Consider the following 25,278-nt stretch of genomic DNA (forward strand, 5'->3'; position numbering starts at 1 on the left):
GGCGCGTTATTTGCCGCTGAACACCCCGGCTTTGGCGTCCGCTTGCTGAGTTGAAGCATGGCCGCTGGCGAACGGCACGTTGCCGTCGACGCTTTGCTTCGCCGCGCCGCCTAACAGCCCGCCGATCGTGGCGGCCGCATCGACGCGGCCGCCGCCCTGATAGCGCTGGCCGCTGACGTCCTGCTGGCTGACCTTGCCGCCGCCCAGTTCCACCTTGCCCTGCTGGCTGCGGATCTCGCCGCCGGTCAGTTGGGTTTGGCCGCCGACCTGCAGCGCCACGCCGTGCTTGCCGGTAATCGCCGACTGCTCGCCAACCGCGTTGTTGTTCACCACGTCGGCATTGACCTTGAGGTGCCCCTGGCGACCGGCCGGACCGGTGATGCTGTCTTTCACCGCGCCGCCGACGGTGCGTGCGCCGCGATCCCACAGTGGGCCTTGCGGTTTTTCGCCGGCCGGCGTTGCCGGCAGCGTGACTTTGCCGTCGGCCTTGCTGAAGCTGACCGCGCCGGTGGTGTCCTGCTGCGGATCGAGGCGACGCGCCACGCTGTTGTATTTGTCGGTGGTGGCGTCGGCCACTTTGTTTACCCCGGCCTCCAGTTTCTCTTTCACCTTACCGGCGTAGCGCGGCGTGCCCACCTTCGACAGCTTGGAGGTGACGCTGCTGCCCGGATCGTTGCTGTGGCTCAGGCCGGCATCCACATCCACCTTCACGCCTGTCTCAACGTCTTTGCGGCTTTCAATGCGCAGATCGCCGCCCACCTTGCCCTGGACGCTGTCGGCATCGACGCGCGCGCCGGCGAGACGGGTGTCCTTGCCGCTGTTGATCGCCACGTCGCCTGCGGTGATGCCGGCGTTGGCGTGGGTGGTTTTATCCTGCTGTTCCACGCCGACCTTCAGACCGGCCCCCAGCGTATGGGTGTCTTTGCCGGTGTTCGGATCGATCTTGCCGCCGGCGTCCTTGTTGAATGTTTGGCCGCCTCTGGCGTTGGCTTTGATGCCCAGATTCCAGTTGTCTTTATGCTGCTCGTTTTTGGCGGACTCTAGCAGGATGCCGCCGTTTTTCGCCTCGATCGCGGCGCTGCCGCCGCTGACTTTGGCCCCCTGCAGATGCAGCGCGTCATCGCCTTTGCCGTTGGCGGACAGGGTGACCTTGCCGTCTGAGGCGATAGTGGCGCCCTGGCGCTCGGTCGCGGACTCATTGACCTTGGCGATGTCAAAGGCGCCGCCGGCGGAGAGGCTGCCGCCGGTTTTTTCCTTGCTGTCGCTGCTGCCGGCGCCCAGATCGATATTGCCGGACAGCTTGCTTTCCTTACGCGTTTGGGTCGATTCCGCCGCCTGCAGCGCGACCTTGTTGCCCGCGTTCAGGCTGACGTCGCCCTGGCTCTTGACGTTGGTGCCCTGCAGAGTCAGATCGCGGCCCGCCTTCAGCTCCACGCCCTGGCCGCTGACGTTGCCGACCTGCGCCGTGCTGCTGCTGCTTTCACCGTTGTTGGTGCCGCCGCCGAAACCGGCGCCGAAGTTTTTGCTGTCGGCGGTGAAACCGCCTTTGGCGGACGCTTTGACATTAAAGCCGCTGTGGTTCTCGCTCTGTTTGTCGCTGGCCTGATCGAAGCGGATATCGCCACCGGCATTGACGGCGGTTTTACCGCTGCCGCCGTTCAGCGCGGTACCTTGATAGACCGCGTCTTTTTTCACGTTGACGTTGATGCCGTTGGCCGCGTCGATCGAGCCGGTCACCGCCTGGCTGGCGCTGCTGTTGCTGCGCTGGGTGCCGCCTTCGCCCTTGGCGTCCACGGTCAGATCGCTGCCGGTGGTGGTGTAGACGCGCACGCCGGCGCTGCCGCGGGTGTCGCGGCTCTGCTCGTCCTGACGGTTTGCTGCGGCTTCGCTGCGGTGGCTATCCGCCGTCAGGTTGACCGCGCCTTTGCTCGCCTGGTACTGCGTGCCCTGATCGCGCACTTCGCCTTTGGCATTGATGTCGATGCTGCCGGCTTTCACCGAGCTGACCACTGCCTGCGAGCTGCTGCTGTGTTTTTCGCTGCTGCCGCCCTGTGCGCCGATATCCAGGCCGACGTTAGGCGCGCCGATGCCGCCGATATCATTGATGACGCCGGTGGCGTCCAGCTTGGTCGCTTTGCCGACCGCACGCTCGACCGGACGCGTGACGGCGCTGTAATCGACGTTGGCGCCGATGTTCACGCCGACGTCGGTCTTGTGGGTGGTGCTGCTGTTGCTGTTGGTGGCCGCCAGGTGATCGACGCCGGTGGCGTTCTCTCGATAGGCGCCGCCGACGCTGTGCTGCGCGCCTTGCTGGGTCAGCTTGTCGCGGGCGTTGACAGTCAGGTTGCCTTTGACGTCGCTGCCGGAGGTGACGGCCTTGCTGCTTTGCGTCTGGGTTTTGCTGTTCTCGTAGCCAGCCTCAACGCCGCTGCCGAGTTTGTCGATGCCGCCGGTGTAATAGAAACCGCCGCCGATCTTGGTTTGCTCGGTGTTTGAGGTCGTTTTGTCGTCGGCCGCCAGGAACGAAACCTTGTTGCCGCTGACGCTGGCGTCGCCTTTGTCGGCCACCAATTGAGAACCGCTGAAGGTCACGTCCTTCTCCGCCTTGAGCTTCACGCTGCCGCCGCTGAGGCCTGAGGCGCTGTTCTCGGTGCGGGTGGTTTTCTCGCTGTCGCTGGTGTGCTCGATGCGCAAACCGGCGCGGTATTGCTTGTCGCCGGCTTCTTTGGCGTAGCCGTTAACGGTGAGCGCGGTCTTCTGCTCGTCGATGTTCTGCTGCTGCTCGGCGGCCTTGACGTTGATGTTGCCAGCCTTCGACTCGACGCTCAGCTCACCGCCGCTGGCGACCTGGCTGCCGATCACGTCAGCATCCTTGCGGCTGACCAGCGTCAGGTTGGTGTCGGACTTCAGCTCGCTGGCGGTGCTGCTCTGGTAGCTGTTGTCGGCCTTGTGCGAGCTGCTGGTGATGTTGAACACGGTGCCGGTGCGCGCGTCGATTTTGTCCACGGTGGTGCTCAGCGCGTTGTCGATGCGCAGGCCGCCGTGGGTGGCGGTGACTTCGCCGCCTTTCTGGCCGCGCGCCTTGCTGCCGGTAATAGTGACGCCCTGCTGGCCGTTCAGGCGCAGGGTGCCGCCGCTGGTCAATTCGGAAGCGTGGCTGACTTCGCGGCGATTACTGTTGTTTTTGTTGTCGCCGCCGCCGATGCCGCCCCAGGAGGTTTTGTCATCGCGCACCGCTTTGGCGTTGGCGGTTTTCTGCACCCCGATCTGGATCTGGTTGTCTGCGTCGATCGTCAGATCGCGCTGGGCGTGGACCTTCGCGCCCTGAGTCGAGACATTGCGACCGCCTTTCAACGTCAGTTCGCCCTGGCTGCGCAGTTCGCTGGCCTTCAGGCTCTCGCTTTCGTCGCTGCTGCTCCATCTGCCGGTGCGCAGGCTGGAGGTGTGGTTGCGCTGGTAGCCGCGCTCGCTGGATTTATCCTTCTCCACCAGCCCGGCAAGGTGTACGTCGCGCGCCGCTTTGACGCTCAGCGCGCGGTCGGCGCTGACGTTGGCGCCCAGCAGCGTCACGTCTTCCTGGGTGCTGATGAGTTTGGCGCTACCGCTGGCGGCGACGGTGCTACCTGCCTGCTGCAGCTGTTCGCGCTCGCGGGTGACGTCGTATTGCCAGGAGTAGAACCAGCGATCGTCGGTATGGCCTTGCGTCTGCTTCAACTGCTGGCCGTCGAGCGTGAGTTTGCCGCCCTGCAGCGTGACGTCTTCGCCGCGGATATCGGTGGCGGTGAGATGCGCGTGGTTATCCGCCACCAGGCTGATGTTTTTGCCTTTCAGCTCGGTGCGGGTCAGCTTCTGGCTGCTGCTGCGATCGTTGACGTAGATGCCGCCACGGTAATTTTGATAGTTATCGCCGCCGTTTTTGTTGCTGCTGGCGTCGTCGACGCGGCTTTCGCTGCGGATATCATAGGCTTTCACCTTGAGCTCGTCGCCGGCGGTCAGCTTGCCGGCCAGCTTCACGCCGCTGCCCTGCGCGGTGTTGATGATGTTGATGCGCCCGGCCTGCATGCTGCCGAGGTAGTAGCTGTCCAGCGCGGTCGGCATCTGTTGGCTGGCCTGCACCGTGCCGTCGCGCGCCACGCGGTTAAGGCCGCTGATGGCGTTGATCGTCGCCGAGGTCACTTTACCATTCGAATGTTTGAAATCTTGCACGATCACTTCGCCGCGGCTGTCGATCTTCGGCGCGATCAGATCCAGTACGCCGCCGGCGTTCAGGGTGCCATTGAGGCTCAGGGTGTTGCGGTTACCGAAGGTGCTGTAACCCTGCAGCACGCCGTTTTCCACCAGCGGGTTGCCGACCACCAGTGAGGAATGGCTGGTATTGATGAACCCGCAGCCCTGACAGCTGATGCCGTTCGGGTTGGCCAGCACGTAGTCGGCAGCCATGCCGAAGATCTCTTGCTGGCCATGCAGTAGCGACGGATTGCGGCCGATCACTTCATTGAGGATCACGCTGGCTTCGCGTCCGCCCAGATTGGGGTTGGCGCCCAGTTGGCCGGCCAACTGCGACAGCCCCGCCTCGCGGGAGTTGTTCAGCACCGCGCCGGGCTGGTTGACGTTGAAGTCCTGATATTGGTTGTGCGACAGCCCGTTGCCGTTCGGCGCGACGATATCGACCACCTGCGCGCCGGTGGCTGCGGTGGAGACGCCGGGGCCGTTGGCGCCGTTGGCCGCGACGATCTCTGCGGCGTAGGCGCCGGCGGAAGCGGCGAGAATTATCGCCAGCGCGGCGGCCAGTTTGCCTGCCGCCGAAAGTCTGAAGTTATTATTTTTCATCCATGTCTCTCCGTATATTGCCGTGGGATCCTGCAAAACTGCTGATTAAAAGGTGTAAGAAAAGCGCGCCAGCACCTGAACGGGATCTTCAGGCGTGGCGTGGTTCGACAAAATCCAGCCGCGGCTGACCTCCAGATCGACCAGCGCCTGCCGGTAGCGTAACGTGGCACCGCTGCTCACCCCGGCGCTGCTGCGCCAGCCCGAGTTGTCCTGACGCGGCAGAATGCGGCCAACGTCGGCGCCAAGGCGCGGCGTCAGCGTGGCGGCGCCTAAATTGAAGCTGCGCGACAGCGTGTTCTGCAGATACCAGCCGTTGTCGCCGGACTGGGTGCTGCGGCTGAAGCCGCGCACGGCGCTGCGATCGGTAAGGCTAAGCCACTCCACGCCGGGCAGCGGGTCGCGGCTGTATTGGCCGTAGAACAGGTTGTTGAGCTGATAGGTGGCATCACCCAGCTTGAGGCGCTGGCTCAGGTTGGCGAACAGCTTGCCCTTGGTGAACTGGCTGTCGAGGTGCACCGAACTCGGGTGGCGATCGGCGCCCAGCCAGGGCAGGCCCTGCTCGACGCTGAGGTTGGCGCTGAACACGCCATGGGGCAGAATTTGCAGATGGCTGGCGCTCAGCTCGGCCAGGGTCAGCGTTGGGCTGCTGACCTCAAGACGCACGCTTTCGAAGTAGTTGTCGATGCGCTTGTAGGTCAACTGGCCGCTCAGGCTGTCTATCTGATCGTGGTCGCGATAAAACACGTAGTCGCTGCGCAGCCCGTACTGTTGGGTCTGACCGTGCAGTTTGACCACGTTGTGCGGCAGCTGCTGGTGGTTCTCATAGGACGAGAAGCTGGCGAACCCGCTGAAGGTGAACGCGCCGTACGGCAGCGAATAGAGCAGGGTGTAGGCGCGATTGTAGCGGTGAGCCGGGTTTTCCAGCGTGCTGTTGGCGTTCAGGCTGACGAAGTCCGACAGGCCGAACGGGCTGTCCAGCGTGGCGGTGGCGCGCGCCAGCCACTGGCCGGTGCTTTTCTGGCCGTAATTATCCGTGCCGGCGGTAATCAGCCAGGGCTTGGCGTGCTGATTGCGCAAACGAATGACCGAACCGCCAACCTGGCGGCCGGGTAATATATCCAGCTTGGTGGTATTCGATTGCAAACGGTTGGCCTGATCCAATCCTTGATCGAGTTCGGTTAATTTCAGCGGCTTGCCTTCCAGCCCAGGAAATAATAATCGGCTGTTGACCCAGCGATCGCCGCCTTCTATTTTCTCGATAAATCCTTCGGTCACGCTTAGCCCCAATTCCCCCTGCGAATTAGGGCGAACAATTTGCACGCGTGCGGTGATATAGCCTTTTTGCACATAAAGGCGCGTTAATTCGCGGGTCAGGCGATTGATATCGTTGCTGCTGATGCAGTTTTCCGGCAGCGCGCTCAGGGCCGACAAATCGGCCGGCGAGAGCAGAGTAATGCCTTGCAGGTAAACGCCGGCGATCGGCAGGCACTGCGCGGATTGCGGCAGGGCGGGCGCGGCCGGTTCCGGTTCCGCCAGCAGGCGCTGTTGCTTCAGTTGCTGATAGCGGCGCTGTTCAATCAGCTGGTTGACTTCACGCGTGCTGTCTTGCAGCGCGCGGCGTGATTCCCCCATCGACATATCCCGCATCATGTGGGAATCCGGCAGGGTTTCAGCGGAAAGGGCCGTGCTGACCAGCAGCATCAAGGCGGTGATTTTTTTTATCATTGTAATCCATTATGAGAGGCTGCCGGGGCAGCCAGCCCAATCCATGAGGTTAACCACGGGCGACCGACGGCCGGCCCGAAATAATGAGCGACATGCACATTGCGAGGTATCTCGATTTGCCGCAGCAAATAAGACGGTGGGTATAGATCTAAATAATAATTAGGCTGCTTCTATTTTGGCGGGCAACCCTGGTGACTTAATTAATTAAAAAAAGTGGAGCATCTCTCCCCCTTGCCAACATTATCGGCATGGATAGGAAGAATCTGAATTTTTATTTTTCACGGATGATAGAGGATGGGGGGGATTATGACAATCCGACCAGTGGGAAATACGAAATTTCGCAGAGAAGAACGGGGACGCAAATGTTTGCGTCCCCGCAGGCGGCTTATTTTTTCTTGATGGGGCGTCCGGACCAATAACCCGCCAGCAGCGAGCCGGAGAGATTGTGCCAGACCGAGAACAGCGCGCCCGGCAGCGCGGCCAGCGGCGAGAAGTAGATTTTGCCCAGCGTGGCCGCCAGCCCGGAGTTCTGCATGCCGACTTCAATCGCCAGCGTGCGGCAGGTGGATTCGTCGAAGCCGAACAGCTTGCCGCCCCAGTAGCCGCTCAACAGACCGATGCCGTTGTGCAGGATCACCGCGACGATCACCACCAGGCCGACCGAGGCGATGTGGCTTTGGCTACCCGCCACCACCGCGCTGATGATCGCCAGGATGCACACCATCGACAGCGCCGGCAGCAGCGGCTCAATGCGCTTCACCGTTTTGGTCAGGGTATGGTGGACGATCAGACCCAGGCCGATCGGGATCACCACGATCTGCAGGATGCTGAGCAGCATGCCCATGATATCGACGCTGATTTCGGCGTCGACGTACAGGCGGGTCAGCAGCGGCGTGGCGAACACCCCCACCAGCGTCGAGACCGCCGAGATGGTCACCGACAGCGCCACGTCTCCTTTGGCCAGGTAGATCATCACGTTGGACGCGGTGCCGCTGGCCACGCTGCCCACCAGCACCATGCCGGCGGACAGATCCGGCGGCATGCGGAACAGCATCGCCAGGATCCAGGCCGCCAGCGGCATGATCAGATAATGCAGGAAGATGCCTGCCGCCACCGGGCCGGGGCGCGCCAGCACGCGTTTGAAGTCGTCGAGCCGCAGCGTGACGCCCATGGCGAACATGATCAGCATCAGCAGCGGGCTGACGTAGGGGCCGATGCCGGTAAAGGTGCTCGGCGTGTAATAGGCGGCGACGGACAGCAGTATCGCCCACAGGGGGAATAAGCGCGTGAGTAGTGCCAGCATGCAGGTTTTCCTTAGCCAGATTGAGAACGGTGGATGTGGTTGTGTTTTTATTGCGGGTTCAACAAGCTGAACCTCTGCCGGTTTTGAACGGATTTTTTTAGACGCAGGGGCGCAGCATGCTGCGCCCGCAATCAGGGATAATGACTTATTCGAACAGATTGTGGTGCAGGGTGCGCACCACCTGCTCGGCTTCTTCGCCCGGCACCAGGAAGCACAGGTTATAGCTGCTGGCGCCGTAGCAGATCAGGCGGATGTTGAACGGATCGAGCACGCCGAACACCTCTTTGCCCACGCCGCAGGCCCGCGACAGCTGGTTGCCGATGATCGCCACCAGCGCCAGGTTTTCTTCCACTTCCACCCGGCACAGCGACGACAGCTCGGTCAACAGCGAGGTGGTCAGCAGGCTGCCGCCGACGGAGGTGGCGCCGGTGGTGTCCATGGTCAGGGCGATGCTGACTTCCGAAGTGGTGATCAGATCGACGGAGATATTGTGGCGCGCCAGAATGTTGAACACCTCGGCCAGGAAGCCGCGCGCGTGCAGCATGTTCAGGCTGTGCAGCGTCAGCAGCGTTTGCTTGCGGCGCAGCGCCAGCGCGCGGAACAGCGGCGGGTTCTCGGTGGTGTTGCACACCAGCGTGCCGCCGGCCGCCGGATCCTTGCTGGAGCCGACGAACACCGGAATGTCGCTGCGCACTGCCGGCAGCAGGGTGGCCGGATGCAGCACTTTGGCGCCGAAGGTGGCCATTTCCGCCGCCTCTTCGAAACCGATTTTATCGATGCGCTTGGCTGCCGGCACCACGCGCGGATCGGTGGTGTAGATGCCCGGCACGTCGGTCCAGATATCCACCCGGCCGACGCCGAGCGCTTCGCCGAGCAGCGCGGCGGTATAGTCGCTGCCGCCGCGGCCGAGCGTGGTGGTGCGGCCTTTCGGTTCGCTGCCGATAAAGCCCTGGGTGACCACCAACGCTTCCTGCAGACGCGGCTGCAACTGCGCCTGCGCCAGTTCGCTGAGCGCGGCGCTGTCCGGCACGGCGCGGCCGAAGTGATCGTCGGTGCGCATCACTTTACGCACGTCGAACCATTCGGCCTGCACGTTGCGGGCGCGCAGGATTTCAACGAACAGCAGGGTGGACATCAGTTCCCCATGGCTGACCAGCTCGTCGGTCAACGCCGTCGAGGTGGCCAGCGACGCGGCCTCCGACAGCATGGCGATGTTTTCCAGCAGGCGGTCTATCTCGTCGCGGATCACCGCAGGCGCCGCGAGGCGATCGAGGATGGCGTATTGGATGCGACGAATTTCATCAAGCTGGTAGTTGCGCTTGTCGGCCTCGCAACCTTCGGCCAGGGCGACCAACAGGTTGGTGACGCCCGCCGAGGCGGACAACACCACCAGGCGGACCTGCGGGTTGGCCAGCACGACGTCGGCGCTGCGGTTCATGGCTTCAAAGTCGGCGACGCTGGTGCCGCCGAACTTGGCTACCACGGTGGAATTCTGGGGTACTGCTTGGTTCATGTAGAAACCTCGTGTCAGGGATGCCCGTTTGGGGGCACTGTAATTCCATAGCCTTGGCACAAGGGGAGAGCGGTAAACAGGGGGCAGGCGTAGAGGTCAGGCTACGATACACCCAGAAGCGCCCCACCTTGTCGATCGCCCTGCGGGCGATCCCCTGGTGACAACCCAGGGGATTCAGCCCCTGTAGTCGATACGATAATGGCCGGCCATTACCCTACCTCGGCGTCGCTCCCCCTCGGGTGCCGTCAACGGAGAAACGGCTCCTCTGACACTCTACCTGGGCGACGCGCCTCTTCTGGCTTGCGCACCGGGTGCGCAAGTAGGCTGTTAGGAATAGCCGGTTATCGTCATTCTGTCAACGTACAGACGGTGAGGGATTTTCATCTTGCACCAGCGCGATAAGCGTACAGGGCATCGCAGGCGTGGAACCGGCGCCAATCGGTTGCAGAGAACCGTCTTCCTTTTGGCTGAATAACGGAATAACGCCCTGATGTTTCTCCAAATACTCCAGCCAACCGAAATTTTCGTTCAATTTGGTCGCTTTGATGGTGGCCCCCCTGGCGAGCAGGCTGCTCAGACGGCCGTAGGTGGCTTCCTGATTAAATAAAATTTCGTGCCGGCGGAAACGCGAACTTTCCGCGCTGGCGCCGCGCCCTTTCAACGGCGCCCCCGAGCGAATGGCGAACACGTGATCCTCGCCGAAGAGGTGGCCGAAGTGATAGACGGCCAGCGCGTTTTGGTGACGATTGGGCGACAGCGCCAGCACCTGGGCGATATTGCTCAGGTCAAGATAGTTCTCGGCGTGTTCGGAGTAGGCGTGGCCATAGTAGGCCGGAATGCCGTCCATGCGCGCCTGACGGTAGTATTCCCAGCTGCTGTCGGTGACGATCACCGGCACGTTCAGCTTGATCAGCGCCTGCGCCAGCATGCGCGCTACGCTGTTGGCGCCGACGATCAGCACGCCGCGCGGTTTCTGCTGCTGCACCCGCAGCCAGCGCGCCATCATGCCGCTGGTCAGGCTTTGCAACACCACGGTGCCGATGATGATGGCGAACACCACGGTCACCAGCCGGTCGGCGCCCTGATAGCCACTGCGCTGCAGCGTCAGCGCGAACAGCGAGCTGACCGCCGCGGCGACGATGCCGCGCGGGGCGATCCAGCACAGCAGCAGCCGATCGCGCCAGTGCAGGGAAGAGCGCCAGGTCGACACAGCGATGCACAGCGGCCGGGCGATGAACTGCACCGCCAGCAGCAGCAGGAGCAGCGGCCAGCCCATGTTCCACAGCGCCTGGATGTCGAGCCGCGCCGCCAGAATGATGAACAGCGCCGAGATCAGGATCGCCGACAGCTCCTCTTTGAACGCCAGAATATCGCTGGTGTCCACGTCGCGCATGTTGGCCAGCCAGATGCCCATCACCGTGACGGTCAGCAAACCGGATTCGTCGGCGATGGCGTTGGAAACGCCGAAGGCGGTCAGCATGATCGCCAGCACCGCCAGGTTCTGCAGGTAGCGCGGCAGCCAGACGCGGCGCAGCGCCAGGCCGAGCAGGTAGCCGAACAGCGCGCCGGCGATCAGCCCGACGGCGGCGGTCACGCCCAGCGTCCAAAACAGGTGGGTATAGGATTCTGCATTCTGCTTCAGCACGATGAACTCGAACACCAGCAGGGTGAAGATGGCGCCGACCGGATCGATGACGATCCCTTCCCAGCGCAGCACCTGGTTGATATTGGCGTTCGGCCGCACCACGCGCATCAGCGGGGCGATCACCGTCGGCCCGGTCACCACCGTCACCGCGCCGATCAACGCCGCCAGCTCCGGCGGGAAATCCAGCAGCCACCAGCTGGCGAGGCTGATGACCAGAAAGGTGACCAGCATGCCGACGGTGACCAGGTTGCGCACCACGCCGCCGAGGCCGCGTATCTCCTCGAAACGCAGTGTCAGCGCCCCCTCGAACAGGATGATCGCCACCGACAGCGACACCAGCGGAAACAGCAGATCGCCGAACAGCAGATCCGGCTGCACCAGATGCACCGTCGGGCCGAGCACGATGCCGAACAGCAACAGCGGCAAAATGGCCGGCAGGCGCAGCAACCAGGCCAGCCACTGCGCAAGCAGCGACGCCAGGCCGATAAGCACCAACATGAGTGGGGCGGATAATTCCATAAGCGAGATCCCTTTCAAATGACGAAATAAGCGACGATGACACAGCCTGATGACAATTCTGCAACCCCGATAACAGGCCGTTAGCCAAAAGTATAGAGTGAAAGCTGAAACGAGGCGGCAATGCGTTGACAGTTAGCGCCTATCGCAAGAAAAGCGATCATAATCACAGTCGAACAGGCTACAATCGGACAAACGCGTCATTTTTATTCTCAAGCCTAAGAGTGTTGCTATGAAAAATATCAATCCTAGTCAAACCGCTGCTTGGCAAGCCCTGCAGCAACATTATGCACAGATGAAAGACGTACGGATCGCCGACCTGTTCGCCCAGGACAGCGATCGTTTCTCCAGGTTCTCCGCGACCTTCAACGATCAAATGTTGGTGGACTATTCCAAGAACCGCATCACGCAGGAAACCCTGGAGAAGCTGCAGGCGTTGGCGAAAGAAACCGATCTGCAAAGCGCCATCAAATCGATGTTCGCCGGTGAGAAGATCAACCGCACCGAAGATCGCGCGGTGCTGCACATTGCCCTGCGCAATCGCAGCAACAGCCCGATCCTGGTCGACGGCAAAGACGTGATGCCGGAAGTGAACGCGGTGCTGGCCAAGATCAAACAGTTCTGCGCGCGCGTCATCGGCGGCGAGTGGAAAGGCTACACCGGCAAGCCGATCACCGACGTGGTGAACATCGGCATCGGCGGTTCGGATCTCGGCCCTTACATGGTGACCGAAGCGCTGCGTCCTTATAAAAACCACCTGAACATGCACTTCGTCTCCAACGTTGATGGCACCCACATCGCCGAAACGCTGCAGCCGCTGAACCCGGAAACCACGCTGTTCCTGGTGGCGTCCAAAACCTTCACCACTCAGGAAACCATGACCAACGCCCACAGCGCGCGCGACTGGTTCCTGAGCAGCGCCGCCGATCAACAGCACGTGGCCAAGCACTTCGCTGCGTTGTCCACCAACGGCAAAGCGGTGGCCGAGTTCGGCATCGATACCGACAACATGTTCGAATTCTGGGACTGGGTCGGCGGCCGTTACTCCCTGTGGTCGGCGATCGGTCTGTCGATCGCGTTGTCCATCGGTTACGACAACTTCGAGCAGCTGCTGAGCGGCGCGCACGCCATGGATAAGCACTTCGCCGAAACGCCGGCGGAGAAAAACCTGCCGGTGCTGCTGGCGCTGATCGGTATTTGGTACAACAACTTCTTCGGTGCCGAAACCGAAGCCATTCTGCCGTACGATCAGTACATGCACCGTTTTGCCGCTTACTTCCAGCAGGGCAACATGGAATCTAACGGCAAGTACGTCGATCGCAACGGCAATCCGGTGGATTACCAGACCGGCCCGATCATCTGGGGCGAGCCGGGCACCAACGGCCAGCATGCGTTCTACCAGCTGATCCACCAGGGCACCAAGCTGGTGCCGTGCGATTTCATCGCGCCGGCCATCAGCCATAACCCGCTGGGCGATCACCACGCCAAATTGCTGTCCAACTTCTTCGCCCAGACCGAAGCGCTGGCGTTCGGCAAGTCGCTGGAGACGGTGGAAGCCGAGTTCGCGGCGCAGGGTAAAACCCCTGAGCAGGTCAAACACGTGGCGCCGTTCAAAGTGTTTGAAGGCAACCGTCCGACCAACTCGATCCTGCTGCGTGAAATCACCCCGTTCAGTCTGGGCAGCCTGATTGCGCTGTATGAGCACAAGATCTTCACCCAGGGCGCAATCCTGAACATCTTCACCTTCGATCAGTGGGGCGTGGAGTTGGGCAAACAGCTGGCCAACCGCATCCTGCCGGAACTGGCGGGCAGCGAGAAAATCAGCAGCCACGACAGCTCAACCAATGCGCTGATCAACCGCTTCAAGGAATGGCGCTAATTGCCTGAACTGAAGCCAATAAAAAACCCGCCGCGGCGGGTTTTTTTACGTCTGCGAAAAGTTACAGGTTGATCGGCACTTCGAAGCTGACGCCCGCACCCACGTCATCGGCGGTGCTGTGATCGCTGTCGGTGTACCACAGGCTGGTGTCGAACTTAACCTGTGACGGGAAGGTGTAACCCCAGCCGAGCTGAATGCCCTTCAGCGTATCGGAACGCGGGAACGCCCGGTTGATGGTTTGGTTGTTCGGATTCACCTTGGCGTATACCAAGCGGGTGCTCCAACGCTGGCTGTCGTCCAGCACCAGCTCGACACGACCGGACAACATCTGGCCGTCGCCGCCCATGGCGTGGCCCAGCGGGTAACCTTGCTGGTAGTAACCGCCCCGATAGACGTAGTGGTTGTACATCACGTTGTTGGCGTTGCCGTTAGAACGGGTATCAGAACCTTCGATATGCCAGTTGATGGTGGTCGGGCCCCATTCCGGATGGCCTTCAAGCCCCAACATATAGGCATTATGCGAAGGCAACATGCCGGCTTCATCTTCGCCGGTGATTTGGCCATAAAGGCTGACCGGCATGCCGACTAGCGGCTGCAATTTGAGTTTGAAGTCAAAGCCGCCCAACTGGTTGCCCGGATCGTTTTTCGGATCGCCGGTATTGTCGTTGCCGGTTACGCCATCCCAGAAGGAACGCCAGGAGTGCGGACGGCCATCACCGCCCCACATCATGACGCGTGAAGCGCCCAGCTCCAGGAAGTCGGTCGGCATCATGGTCAGGCGACCGCCGAACAGTTTGGTATCCGGCACGGCAGCGTACTGCGACAGCTGGCCGGCGGACAACTGGTATTGCCAGCGGCCGATCCACGACAGCCACGGCGTTTCAAACGGCGATTGGTCGGCGCGCTGCAGCATAAAGCCGGCGACCGGGCGCGCGGCGTCGGAGCGGATCAGGCTGCCGTCGTAACCCGGGCCCCACCACTGGGAGACCTCGCCGAAGGAGAGCCATTGGTTCCAGATTTTCACCGCGCCGTAGGAGCCGTTCATATTGAATTTGGAGCCGTCGCTGACGCGCTGGTCGCCTTCCACCGAGCCCTGCAGACGCACGTCCCAGAACTCGCCGTTGGCGCCGGCGCCGATGGTCAGGCGATCGTCGGCGTACTCGTTTTGGCCGAAGCCCTGCGGGGTGCCGGGTTTATCGGTCGAGGCATAACCGCTGACGCGGATGTTGGCTTTCAGGGCGTCAACGCGGCGTTGCACGCGGTCGATGACGTTTTTCTCGGTATTGGTGACCGGTTTGGCCTGCGCAATAACGGAACTGATCTCTTCCTGACTCAGTGGCCAGGTGGACAGGCTGACGTTGATGACGCCGCGGTCAGACAACCAGGCGAGATCGTTACGCAGATCGTTGTCAGGGGCTACCAGGCCGGCGGCGTGGCCGGATAATGCACAGGTAAACAGGCCCGCAGCGACCAGTCCGTTAAGTTTAGCGCGCATAAAGAATTCCCTTGTTAATTCGAGGTTATTGGTTTTATGTAAAGATCTCTGTGACCCATGATAGTTGACATTTCGATTTGCTACAAATCTATAAGCCAGAAACATCTTATTATAACTTTATGAATTAAATGAGGTTTAAAGTGCTTTCGCGAAGGGCGTAATTTTTAGGACAATGCCTATATTGGCAAGCTTGAATCATATAAGCGGTATTCAGAGAGAGGTTTTATGGCAAAAACGTCGCGTTCGATAATGATAGCGAAAGGGCTGCAGCGAGTGCTGAACGTGGGCCTTCTGCTGCTGGCGGCAATTCTGGTGGTGTTTCTGGTCAAGGAAACCATCCATCTGGCGAAGGTGTTATTTATCAACAGCGAAGAGTCGTCCTCTTACCTGTTGATTGAAGGCATCGTGATTTATTTTCTGTACTTTGAATTTATCGCCTTGATCGTCAAGTATTTTGAGTCGGGTTATCATTTCCCGCTGCGCTATTTTATTTATATCGGCATTACCGCGATTATTCGTTTGATTATCGTGGATCACAAAAATCCCATCGACACCCTGATCTACGCGGCGGCGATATTGGTGCTGGTGGTGACGCTCTATCTGGCCAACACCGATCGGCTGAAACGGGAGTAGCGATAAAAATGGCGGCCAAAGGCCGCCAAAGACACAGGATATAATTACCCGTCGTCTTTCAAGCGACAGCGTTGTTGACTGCACTCGCTAACCCCAGATACTTACTGAAGTAAGCGCCTGGGCTTAGCGAGCTGGTCGCCTAGCTGTAACTTGAAAAAAGATAAGGAAAAACATCAAACGCACTGCAGTGGCACAAATTACCCCTTCACGCCGCCGGCCGTCAGGCCGCCCACCAACCAGCGCTGCGCCAGCAGGAACACGGCGGTAATCGGTATCGCCGACAGCACCGCGGCGGCGGCGAAATCGCCCCACAGGTAGTTCTGCGGATTGAGATATTGCTGCATGCCCACCGCCAGCGTGTAGCTGTTTACATCGCGCAGCAGCAGCGACGCCACCGGCACCTCGGTGATGGCGGCGATAAACGACAGAATGAACACCACCGCCAGAATCGGCACCGACAGCGGCAACAGCACCAGACGGAACGCCTGCCACGGCGTGGCGCCATCCAGCGCCGCCGCCTCTTCCAGCGAATTGTCGATGGTTTCGAAATAGCCCTTGATGGTCCAGACATGCAGCGCGATGCCGCCCATATAGGCGAAGATCACGCCGCCGTGGGTGTTGAGGCCGATAAACGGAATGTACTGGCCCAGGCGATCGAACAAGGCGTACAGCGCCACCAGCGACAGCACCGCTGGAAACATCTGGAAGATCAGCATGCTTTTCAGCAGCGTGCTCTTGCCGCGAAAACGCATGCGGGCGAAGGCGTAGGCGCAGGTGGTGGACAGCGTCACGATGCCGATGGCGGTGATCGCCGCGATCTTGATGGAGTTCCACAGCCACAGCAGCACCGGGAACGGCGGCGGCGTCACGCTGCCGTCGGCGTGGGTGACGCTGAAGCCGAGCGCCAGCCGCCAGTGATCCCAGGAGAGGGTTTCCGGTATCAGGCTGCCGGTGGCGAAGTTGCCGGCGCGCAGCGAGATGGCCACCACCATCAGCAGCGGGAACATGATCAGGGCGATAAAGCACAGCATCAAAATGTGGGTGATCCACAGGCGCAGGCGCTGGGATTTGGGTTGAACCATGGCCATCGTTATTCTCCCTAATCGAAGTTCATCTTGCTGGCTTTCAAATTCAGGATCGCCAGCGCGCCCACCAACAGGAAGATCAGCGTGGCGATGGCGGCCGCCAGCCCGAAGTCTTGCCCGCCGCCGCCTTCGAAGGCGATGCGGTAGGTGTAGCTGACCAGCAGATCGGTATAGCCGGCCGGCGTGGTGGTGCCGATCATGTCCGGGCCGCCGTTGGTCAGCAGCTGGATCAGCACGAAGTTGTTAAAGTTGAAGGCGAAGCTGGCGATCATCAGCGGCGTCAGCGGCTTGATCAGCAGCGGGAAGGTGATGCGGAAGAAGTTTTGCCACGGGTTGGCGCCGTCCATCGCCGAGGCCTCGTACAGATCGTCCGGGATGGCCTTCAGCAGCCCCATGCACAGGATCATCATGTACGGGTAGCCGAGCCAGGTGTTGACGATCAGGATCATGCTCTTGGCGGTGAGCGGATCGCTGAACCAGGCCGGTTTGATGCCGAACAGGTGGCTGAGCATCATGTTGATCTCGCCGAAGCTCTGGTTGAACAAGCCTTTGAAGATCAGGATCGAGATGAACGACGGTACCGCATAGGGCAGGATCAGCAGCACGCGGTAGATCGCCTTGCCTTTCAGCGCCTCCCACTGCACCACGCAGGCCAGCACCATGCCGACCGCCACGGTGAGGATCACCGTCATCACCGAGAACACGATGGTCCAGATGAAGATCGACACGAACGGTTTTTTGATGCCCTCGTCCTGCAGCACCCGCAGGAAGTTTTTCCAGCCGGTGGTGACGGTATAGCCTGGGCTCAGGGTTTCCTGCGCCCAGCCGCCGTCGGCGTTGATCGCCTGATAGAAGCCGATGTCGCCGTTCGGCCGGTAGCGCACCTGAGTCTGGTTATTGGTCAGCGTGCTGCCGTCTTGGTCCAACGCATACAGCGGGCGGGTGCCGGAGAACTGGCGCAGGGAGCTCATGCGCAATTCATCGCCGTCCGGCAGCTGCGCCACCAGTTGGCTCAGCGCCTGCCGGTTCTGGGTGATCACCCGCAGCGTGGCGGGTTCGCCCTGCGGCGCAGCGCTCTGGGCCGTCAATTTCAGGGGAGGCGGCGGCGTCGCGTCGAGGCGGAAAGGCTCGGAAATCAGCGGCTGTTCACTGTCCGGCGAGGTCAGCTGCAGGCGCCACCGCTGGTTTTCCGCCGGGTAGAGGCCGAAGGTGAAGGTTTTGCCGCTTTGGAACTGACGCTGCATCAATACCGATTGCGCGCGCTCAAACGTCAGCTGGTTGGTGCTGCTGTAGTTGGTAAAGGCGATGGCAATGGTGCAGATCAGCGGGAACAGGACGAACAATCCCATGCCGGCGACGCCGGGATACACATAGCGCCAGGCGTAGGCGCGGCGGTTGGCGAAGACGTAAAGCCCGGCGCTGACCAGGATCAGCGTCAGGATGGCGAACAGGTATTCACCCTGTGCATACATCAACACAATCAGGTAGCAGGTCACCAGGCTGAACAGGCCGACCACCAGCCATTTCAGCGCGTCGCTTTGCCACCACTTCGATTTTTTACGCGCAGGCGTCCCGGCGTGAGCGAATTGCATAGGGCGTTCCTTTCTGTGAAGCAACGGCGGGGCGACACGGCGCCCCGCACAACGACATTACTTGGTGATACGGGTCTGCACATCGTCCAACGCGGCTTTCACCGTTTGGCGGCCGCTGACGGCATTGAGCACCGCGCTGCGTTCGGCGTACCAGAAAGCGCTCATCTGCGGAATGTTCGGCATGATCTCCCCGTTTTGCGAGTTCTGCATGGTGGCGGCGATCTTCGGATCTTTGGCCAGCGTTTCCTGGTAGGACTTCAGCGCCACCGCGCCCAGCGGTTTGTCTTTGTTGACGTCCGCCAGCCCTTCGTTGGTCAGCAGATAGTTCTCGAGGAACTCGGTCGCCAGCTCTTTATTCGGGCTGGCGGCGTTGATACCGGCGGTCAGCACGCCGACGAACGGTTTGGACGGTTTGCCTTTGAAGGTCGGCAGCAGCGTTACGCCGTAGTTGATTTTGCTCTGCTCGATGTTGTTCCAGGCCCACGGGCCGTTGATGGTCATCGCGGTCTGGCCTTTGTTGAACGCGGCTTCGGCGATCGAGTAATCGGTATCGGCGTTGATGTGTTTGTTTTTCACCAGATCGACGATGAACTGCAGGCCGGCCTGCGAACCGGCGTTGACGACGCCGACATCCTTGATGTTGTATTTGCCGTTCTCATACTTGAAGGCATAACCGCCGTCGGCGGCGATGATAGGCCAGGTGAAGTAGGGTTCCTGCAGGTTCCACATGATGGCGCTCTTGCCGCTGGCGCGCAGCTGTTTGTCCAGCGCCGGGATCTCTTCCCAGGTCTTCGGCGGCTGTTTGACCAGGTCTTTATTGTAAATCAGCGACAGCGCTTCGACGGCGATCGGGTAGCCGATCAGCTTGCCGTCATAGCGTACGGCGTCCCAGGTGAACGGGAACAGCTTGTCCTGGAAGGCTTTGGACGGGTGGACTTCGGCCAGCAGGCCGGACTGCGCATAGCCGCCGAAGCGATCGTGGGCCCAGAGGATGATGTCCGGGCCGTCGCCGGTGGCGGCCACCTGCGGGTATTTCTCTTCCAGCTTGTCGGGATGCTCGACGGTGACTTTGATGCCGGTGTCTTTTTCGAATTTCTTGCCGACTTCGGCCAGGCCGTTATAGCCTTTGTCGCCGTTGATCCAGATAACCAGTTTGCCTTCCTCTATCTTGGCGAAGGCGGAAGAAGAGAGCACCAGGGTGGCCAGTGCCGAGAGCGCCAGCGTACGGGCGAGGGTAATGCTGCGAGTCATAATCCAGTCCTTCTTTTGTGGGCACATAAATCAAGGAGAGACGTTTCGCGATCATAGTGGGTCACAACGCGACATATTCTCATCCTCCCCCCCTCTACGCCCCTGAGATGAGGAGTGTGATCCAGTTAACGTTGCGCTCTATTCTGTGGCGTCAGGCACAAAATAGGGGGGCGATTTTTGCCGGCTTGATCACAGATTTGCCTTAAGCGCGGAACTTCTCATCGCCGCGGTCGTTCTCTCATCCTCCCGTCTCCTCCCCCATGAAAAATCCTGTTACGGATGATTACCCTTTCCGGCGACTCCCGCACTATCGGCCCATCGATTTTTAACGCCACGCGCAGCAGGGATACCGGATTTATGTCGTCAATGCCTATCGCCACTCAGCCCACCCTGTACCGGATCCATCCGGCCAGTTTCCGTGACGGAAACGGGGACGGCGTGGGCGACGCGCACGGCATGCTGGCGGCGCTGCCGTACCTGAAAGCGCTGTCGATCGACGGCCTGTTGCTGCCGCAGAGGCTGGCGTCGGAGGCCGAAACGGCGGTGACGGGCGAAGGGCTGACGCTGTGGTACGCCGACGAAGCCCATCGCGTTCGTCATGCCGCCGACGTGCAGCGGTTCGCCCACGGCGCGCTGGCGCTCGACGTGATGCCGTTCAGCGCGGAAAAGCTGGTGGCGGTGCTGCACGCCCGCCGCGCCACGTTGGCGGACAGCCTGTGGAGCACCGGCGACGCCGATCAGCCTCGGGTGGTCAGCCGCTGGGGGCAGGGCGACCTGCGTTCCGCCGCCGCCTTTTTGACGCTGCTGGCGATGTTGCCGGCGCCGATCTGCCTGTACCAGGGCGAGGAGCTGGGGCTGCCGCACGCCGCCGGCCTACAGGATCCGCGCGGCGCGCAAACGCCGATGCCGTGGCATGAAGCGCCTGAACAGGTCACCGCCGGCGAAGTCAGCTGGTATCAGCAGGTGGCGATCGAACACCGCGCGTTGGCCATCAGTCGCCAACAGCACGACAGCCACTCCACCTTGCGTTACTGCCAGACGCTGCTGGCCCTGCGCCGTTCGCCGCTTTTCCAGCGCGGCGAGCTGAGCGCGGTCAGCCAGCGCGATGGCGTGGTGCGCTTACTTATTACCCATCAGGATCAATGCCTTGAAGCGCTGATAAACCTGCAGCCTTATACTCAGGCGGCCGCGCCGTCTGAGGCGACCTTGCCGTTGGCATGGCAGCACGGCGCGCAGCAAGAGGGTCATCAATGGGTTTTGGCGGGCTTTGCCTCCGCCATTTTCACACGACATGTTAACTGCGAAAGCAGGGGAGTAACGCATGGCTAGCGTGACACTGCGCAGCGTTTATAAGGCCTTCGGTGAGGCCGTGATTTCCAAAGACGTCAATCTGACCATCGAAGACGGCGAGTTTGTGGTGTTTGTCGGGCCGTCGGGCTGCGGCAAATCGACGCTGCTGCGCATGATCGCCGGGCTGGAGGACATCACCTCCGGCGACCTGCTGATCGGCGAGAAACGCATGAATGAAGTGCCGCCTTCCGAGCGCGGCATCGGCATGGTGTTCCAGTCTTACGCGCTGTATCCGCACCTGTCGGTGGCGGACAACATGTCGTTCGGCCTGAAGCTGGCCGGCGCCAGGAAAGCGGAAATCAATCAACGGGTGAACCAGGTTTCCGAGGTGCTGCAGTTGGCGCACCTGCTCGATCGGCGGCCGAAGGCGCTGTCCGGCGGGCAGCGTCAGCGCGTGGCGATCGGCCGCACGCTGGTGGCCGAGCCGGACGTGTTCCTGCTCGACGAGCCGCTGTCCAACCTCGACGCCGCGCTGCGGGTGCAGATGCGCATCGAGATCTCCCGCCTGCACAAGCGCCTGCAGCGCACCATGATTTACGTCACTCACGATCAGGTCGAAGCGATGACGCTGGCCGACAAGATCGTGGTGCTCGACGCCGGGCGCGTGGCGCAGGTCGGCAAGCCGTTGGAACTGTATCACTATCCGGCCAACCGCTTCGTCGCCGGGTTTATCGGCTCACCGAAGATGAACTTCCTGCCGGTCAAGGTCACTGCGGCGGAGCCGCGACAGGTGCAGGTCGAACTGCCCAACCGTCAGCTTGTCTGGCTGCCGGTGGAAGGCGCGGGCGTCCAACCCGGCGCCAACCTGTCACTGGGCATTCGCCCCGAACATCTGCTGCCCGGCGAAGCCTCTGAAGTGCGGCTTACCGGCGACGTACAGGTGGTGGAGCAGCTCGGCAACGAGACGCAAATCCACATCCAAATCCCGGCCATCCGTCAAAACCTGGTGTACCGCCAGAATGACGTGGTGCTGGTAGAAGAAGGTGCCACATTCGCCATCGGCCTGCCGCCTCACCGCTGCCACCTGTTCCGTGAAGACGGTACGGCATGTAAACGGCTGCACCAGGAGCCGGGCGTTTAAAGCATCAAAGTCGGTATAACAGGAGAATAATGATGACTACTCTGCGCAAACTTCCTCTGGCACTGGCTGTCGCCGCCGGTGTTCTGACCACCCAGGCCATGGCCGTCGATTTTAAAGGCTACGCCCGTTCCGGCATCGGCTGGACCGGCAGCGGCGGTGAGCAACAGTGCTTCAAGGCCACCGGCGCCGCGAGCAAATACCGTCTCGGCAACGAATGCGAAACCTACGCCGAACTGAAACTCGGGCAGGAAGTGTGGAAAGAAGGCGACAAGAGCTTCTATTTCGACACCAACCTGGCCTATTCGGTCTCGCAGCGTTCCGACTGGGAAGACGTGACGCCGGGCTTCCGCGAAGTCAACGTGCAGGGTAAAAACCTGATCGATTGGCTGCCAGGCTCCACGCTGTGGGCCGGTAAGCGCTTCTATCAGCGTCATGACGTTCACATGATCGACTTCTACTACTGGGATATCTCCGGCCCGGGCGCCGGTCTGGAAAACATCGATCTGGGCTTCGGCAAGCTGTCCGCCGCCGTGACCCGCAACTCGGAATCTGGCGGCTCTTACGGCTACCTGGATAACGAATGGAAACAGCGTCCGACCGTCAACGATACCTTCGACGTGCGCCTGGCCGGGCTGGAGCTGAACCCGGGCGGCACCCTGGAGCTGGGCGTGGACTACGGCCGCGCCAATGCGCAGGACCACTACCGCCTGGCCGACGGCGCCAGCAAAGACGGTTGGATGTTCACCGCCGAACACACGCAAAGCATCCTGAACGGTTACAACAAATTCGTGCTGCAGTACGCCACCGACTCGATGACCTCGCAGAACAACGGCCGCAACGAAGGCGCCACCATCGATAACAACGGCAAGATGATCCGCGTGTTGGATCACGGCGCCATCGACTTCAACGATCAGTGGGCGCTGATGTACGTCGCCATGTTCCAGGACATCGACCGCGACAACAACAACGGCACCACCTGGTACACCGTGGGCGTGCGTCCGATGTACAAATGGACGCCGATCATGAGCACCCTGCTGGAAGCCGGCTACGACAACGTCAAATCTCAGCGCACCGGCGATCGCAACGGCCAGTACAAAGTGACCCTGGCGCAGCAGTGGCAGGCGGGCAACAGCATCTGGTCGCGTCCGGCCATCCGCCTGTTCGCCACCTACGCCAAGTGGGATGAGAAATGGGGTTACGCCACCAGTGACGATACCGGGTATAACGCCGGCACCGCTTACAACGACACCAGCATGCATACCTTCAGCCGCGGCAAGGATGACGAAGTCACCTTCGGCGCCCAGATGGAAATTTGGTGGTAACGACAGGACGGGGAGGGCCGCCGGCTCTCCCCCAACCGCATTCGCCGCGACCCGATCTCTTGCCTGATCCGCCGCGGTGCTGAAAGAGGATATAACGATGAAAAAGAATCTGCTGTCACTCTGCCTGTCGCTGGCGCTGACCGTCGGCGCGCCTTTGGCGGCCAACGCCGATACGCCGGCCAACGTTTCCGTCGCCCCGGCCATCAGCGCCGCCACGTTGCAAAGCCTGCCGTGGCAGCCGCTGCAACCGCCGGTGTCGCAAGAAGTGAAGCTCGACGCCGTTAGCCCGCAGCTCAATCAGGGCGACATTCAGGGGGCGATCGCCGCCTATACGCTGCCGGCCGATCGCGGTTCGCTGGAAGTGACGCTGAGCAGCCTCGCCAAGAACAATTCGCTGTACGCGCCGAGCGTGCTGGTGCTGGACGAGCATCTGCGCCCGGCGGCGTATTACCCGAGCAGCTATTTTCCTTACCAGCCACCGGGAGCGATGTCCTCCGATCGCCTCGAAGGCACGCTGAAACTGACGCCGGCGCTCGGTCAAAAACAGATTTACCTGCTGGTGTACACCACCCGTCAGGATTTGGCGAAAACCACGCAGCTGACTAACCCGGCCAAGGCCTACGCGCAGGGCGTGGGCAACGCGGTGCCGGATATCCCGGATCCGATCGCCGGCCACGCGACGACCGGCACGCTGAAGCTCAAGGTGACCGCGGAACAGGGCACCGGCAACGTGATGATCGGCATGCTGCAGCCTGCGCCGACCGTGGCGCCGGTGGTGGTGGGATCAAGCGCACCGGCCGCCGTGTCGGCGCCTGCACCGACGCCGGAGAAACCGGCGGAGCCTATGCTCAACGACACCGAAAGCTACTTCAATAACGGCATCAAGCAGGCGGTGAAGGCGGGCGATATCGACAAGGCGCTGAAGCTGATGAATGAGGCCGAGAAGTTGGGCTCGACCACTGCGCGTAAAACGTTTATCAGCAGCGTTAAAGGCAAGGGGTAACACCCGGCGCTGCCGATGCTGGCTCGATGATTGGTGCGCTTTGGCGCACCTTTTTTCATCCGCGGGCCAGCGTTGCGCCGATCAACGCCAGCAGACGGGCGTTGTCGACCTGCTGCATGATGCGCACCGGCTTGCCCTGCGGCGGCGGCATGCCGACCGTCAGGCGCAGGCTGTCCGGCCGCCAGCGGCGTGAGCTGCCGCGCGTCAACGCCCCTTCCAGCGCCACATCCACATGGAACATGTCGGTGGTGACCAGCTGCGGTTCCAGCAGCCAGGCGATCACCAGCGCATCATGGATCCAGCAGCCCGGCAGGCGCCGCGTATGGCGCGAATAATCGATCCATGGCTGCGTGGTGGCGCGCAAATAGCGGCACAGCGGCGTGTCCGGCTGCGTCAGGACGGCCAGATCCGCCTGGGTCAGCATGGTCTGGGTGGTGACGTCCAGCGGCGCCAGCGTGATATTGGCGCCGCTGTTCAGCACCAGCCGCGCCGCTTCCGGATCCAAACCAAAATTGGTGTCCTTGATGTACCCTTCGACGTTGAACACGCCGCCCATGATCACGATCTCTTTCACCGCCTGCGCCATCTGCGGGTACAGCTGCATGGCGTGCGCCACGTTGGTCAGCGGGCCGATCGCCGCCAGCGTTACCTCGCCGGGATGCCGGCAGATCAGTTCGCCGATGGCGATGGCGGCGTCCGGTGCGGGCGCGTTGGCGAGCGAGGGCGCGGGCAAGTCGCGCCACAGCGCTGCCAGCTTGGGATCGGCGATCGGCCTGTCCAGATGCGCGCGCCATGGTTCCGGCGGCTCGCTCAGGGCGCGCGCCGCGCCGAGGGCGACCGGCACCTGGTAGCCGCTTTGCGCCAGCAGCTCGCTGGCGACGGCGAAGCCCACTTCGCGCGGGGTGTTGCCGGCCACGATGCTGATCAGTTCCAGCTGCAGCTGCGGTTTGGCCGCCAGCGCCAGGGCCAGCGCCAGGCCGTCGTCGACGTTGGCGCCGGGAACGCCGTTGCCGGGATCGCAATCAATGATCAAACGCATAGAAGGTGTCCTGAAA

16 protein-coding genes and 1 riboswitch are annotated in these 25,278 nt (G+C 61.5%); of the genes, 6 read left to right on the forward strand and 10 right to left on the reverse strand.

The genetic code is table 11. The annotated features are described in order from the left end of the window. Positions 1-6: 6 nt before the first annotated feature. From IMX17_RS23835 to IMX17_RS23855, 5 genes are all read right to left on the reverse strand, one after another. Positions 7-4,830 (reverse strand): hemagglutinin repeat-containing protein, encoded by a 4,824-nt coding sequence (locus IMX17_RS23835; protein ID WP_193550290.1) that lies wholly within the window; start codon positions 4,828-4,830, stop codon positions 7-9. 45 nt (positions 4,831-4,875) lie between these two features. Continuing rightward, entirely contained in the window at positions 4,876-6,555 is a 1,680-nt protein-coding gene (locus tag IMX17_RS23840; protein WP_033651202.1) for a ShlB/FhaC/HecB family hemolysin secretion/activation protein, read from the reverse strand. Positions 6,556-6,940: 385 nt separating this feature from the next. Beyond that, positions 6,941-7,858, reverse strand: coding sequence for a ketopantoate/pantoate/pantothenate transporter PanS (panS, locus tag IMX17_RS23845; RefSeq protein ID WP_094143450.1), 918 nt, complete (start codon positions 7,856-7,858; stop codon positions 6,941-6,943). Between the two features lie 145 nt (positions 7,859-8,003). Further along, on the reverse strand, positions 8,004-9,371 hold the full coding sequence (gene lysC, locus IMX17_RS23850) for a lysine-sensitive aspartokinase 3 (protein ID WP_046897180.1): 1,368 nt from the start codon (positions 9,369-9,371) through the stop codon (positions 8,004-8,006). 108 nt (positions 9,372-9,479) lie between these two features. Then, a riboswitch (Lysine riboswitch) is annotated at positions 9,480-9,674 on the reverse strand. Positions 9,675-9,726: 52 nt separating this feature from the next. Then, entirely contained in the window at positions 9,727-11,535 is a 1,809-nt protein-coding gene (locus tag IMX17_RS23855) for a sodium:proton antiporter (RefSeq protein WP_004936687.1), read from the reverse strand. Between the two features lie 229 nt (positions 11,536-11,764). Between IMX17_RS23855 and pgi the strand changes: the two genes are divergently transcribed. Next, positions 11,765-13,411, forward strand: coding sequence for a glucose-6-phosphate isomerase (gene pgi / locus IMX17_RS23860; protein WP_193550291.1), 1,647 nt, complete (start codon positions 11,765-11,767; stop codon positions 13,409-13,411). Positions 13,412-13,472: 61 nt separating this feature from the next. Here the strand turns inward: pgi and IMX17_RS23865 are convergent, their stop codons facing one another. Then, positions 13,473-14,906 carry a capsule assembly Wzi family protein gene (locus IMX17_RS23865; protein WP_099784416.1) on the reverse strand — a complete coding sequence of 478 codons (1,434 nt, stop codon included), beginning with the start codon at positions 14,904-14,906 and terminating at the stop codon, positions 13,473-13,475. Positions 14,907-15,131: 225 nt separating this feature from the next. Between IMX17_RS23865 and psiE the strand changes: the two genes are divergently transcribed. After that, on the forward strand, positions 15,132-15,539 hold the full coding sequence (psiE, locus tag IMX17_RS23870) for a phosphate-starvation-inducible protein PsiE (RefSeq protein WP_015379238.1): 408 nt from the start codon (positions 15,132-15,134) through the stop codon (positions 15,537-15,539). 197 nt (positions 15,540-15,736) lie between these two features. Here psiE and malG read toward each other — a convergent pair whose 3' ends face one another. The 3 genes from malG to malE are packed head-to-tail and all read right to left on the reverse strand — an operon-like array spanning position 15,737 to position 19,467. Then, positions 15,737-16,627, reverse strand: a complete 891-nt coding sequence (gene malG, locus IMX17_RS23875) for a maltose ABC transporter permease MalG (protein ID WP_025304466.1) — start codon at positions 16,625-16,627, stop codon at positions 15,737-15,739. A gap of 11 nt (positions 16,628-16,638) precedes the next feature. Then, positions 16,639-18,216 carry a maltose ABC transporter permease MalF gene (malF, locus tag IMX17_RS23880; RefSeq protein ID WP_046897184.1) on the reverse strand — a complete coding sequence of 526 codons (1,578 nt, stop codon included), beginning with the start codon at positions 18,214-18,216 and terminating at the stop codon, positions 16,639-16,641. A 57-nt stretch (positions 18,217-18,273) separates the two neighbouring features. Further along, entirely contained in the window at positions 18,274-19,467 is a 1,194-nt protein-coding gene (malE, locus tag IMX17_RS23885) for a maltose/maltodextrin ABC transporter substrate-binding protein MalE (protein ID WP_182265778.1), read from the reverse strand. Positions 19,468-19,824: 357 nt separating this feature from the next. Between malE and IMX17_RS23890 the strand changes: the two genes are divergently transcribed. The 4 genes from IMX17_RS23890 (at position 19,825) to malM (ending at position 24,223) form a co-directional block, all read left to right on the forward strand. Continuing rightward, complete coding sequence (locus IMX17_RS23890) at positions 19,825-20,796, forward strand: alpha-amylase family glycosyl hydrolase (protein WP_193550292.1); 972 nt, start codon at positions 19,825-19,827, stop codon at positions 20,794-20,796. Continuing rightward, a complete protein-coding gene (malK, locus tag IMX17_RS23895; protein ID WP_033639259.1) occupies positions 20,789-21,898 on the forward strand; it encodes a maltose/maltodextrin ABC transporter ATP-binding protein MalK in 1,110 nt (369 codons plus the stop codon). Before IMX17_RS23890 ends, malK begins: the two co-directional genes overlap by 8 nt. Before the next feature lie 32 nt (positions 21,899-21,930). Continuing rightward, positions 21,931-23,220 carry a maltoporin gene (locus tag IMX17_RS23900; protein WP_304621634.1) on the forward strand — a complete coding sequence of 430 codons (1,290 nt, stop codon included), beginning with the start codon at positions 21,931-21,933 and terminating at the stop codon, positions 23,218-23,220. 97 nt (positions 23,221-23,317) lie between these two features. Beyond that, positions 23,318-24,223 (forward strand): maltose operon protein MalM, encoded by a 906-nt coding sequence (gene malM / locus IMX17_RS23905; RefSeq protein WP_046897188.1) that lies wholly within the window; start codon positions 23,318-23,320, stop codon positions 24,221-24,223. Between the two features lie 55 nt (positions 24,224-24,278). Here malM and IMX17_RS23910 read toward each other — a convergent pair whose 3' ends face one another. Continuing rightward, positions 24,279-25,262: a nucleoside hydrolase gene (locus tag IMX17_RS23910; protein WP_182265780.1), complete on the reverse strand. Its 984-nt coding sequence runs from the start codon at positions 25,260-25,262 to the stop codon at positions 24,279-24,281. Positions 25,263-25,278: the final 16 nt, after the last annotated feature.

The sequence above is a fragment of the Serratia sp. X3 genome (assembly GCF_014982455.1).
GTDB classification, from domain to species: domain Bacteria; phylum Pseudomonadota; class Gammaproteobacteria; order Enterobacterales; family Enterobacteriaceae; genus Serratia; species Serratia ureilytica.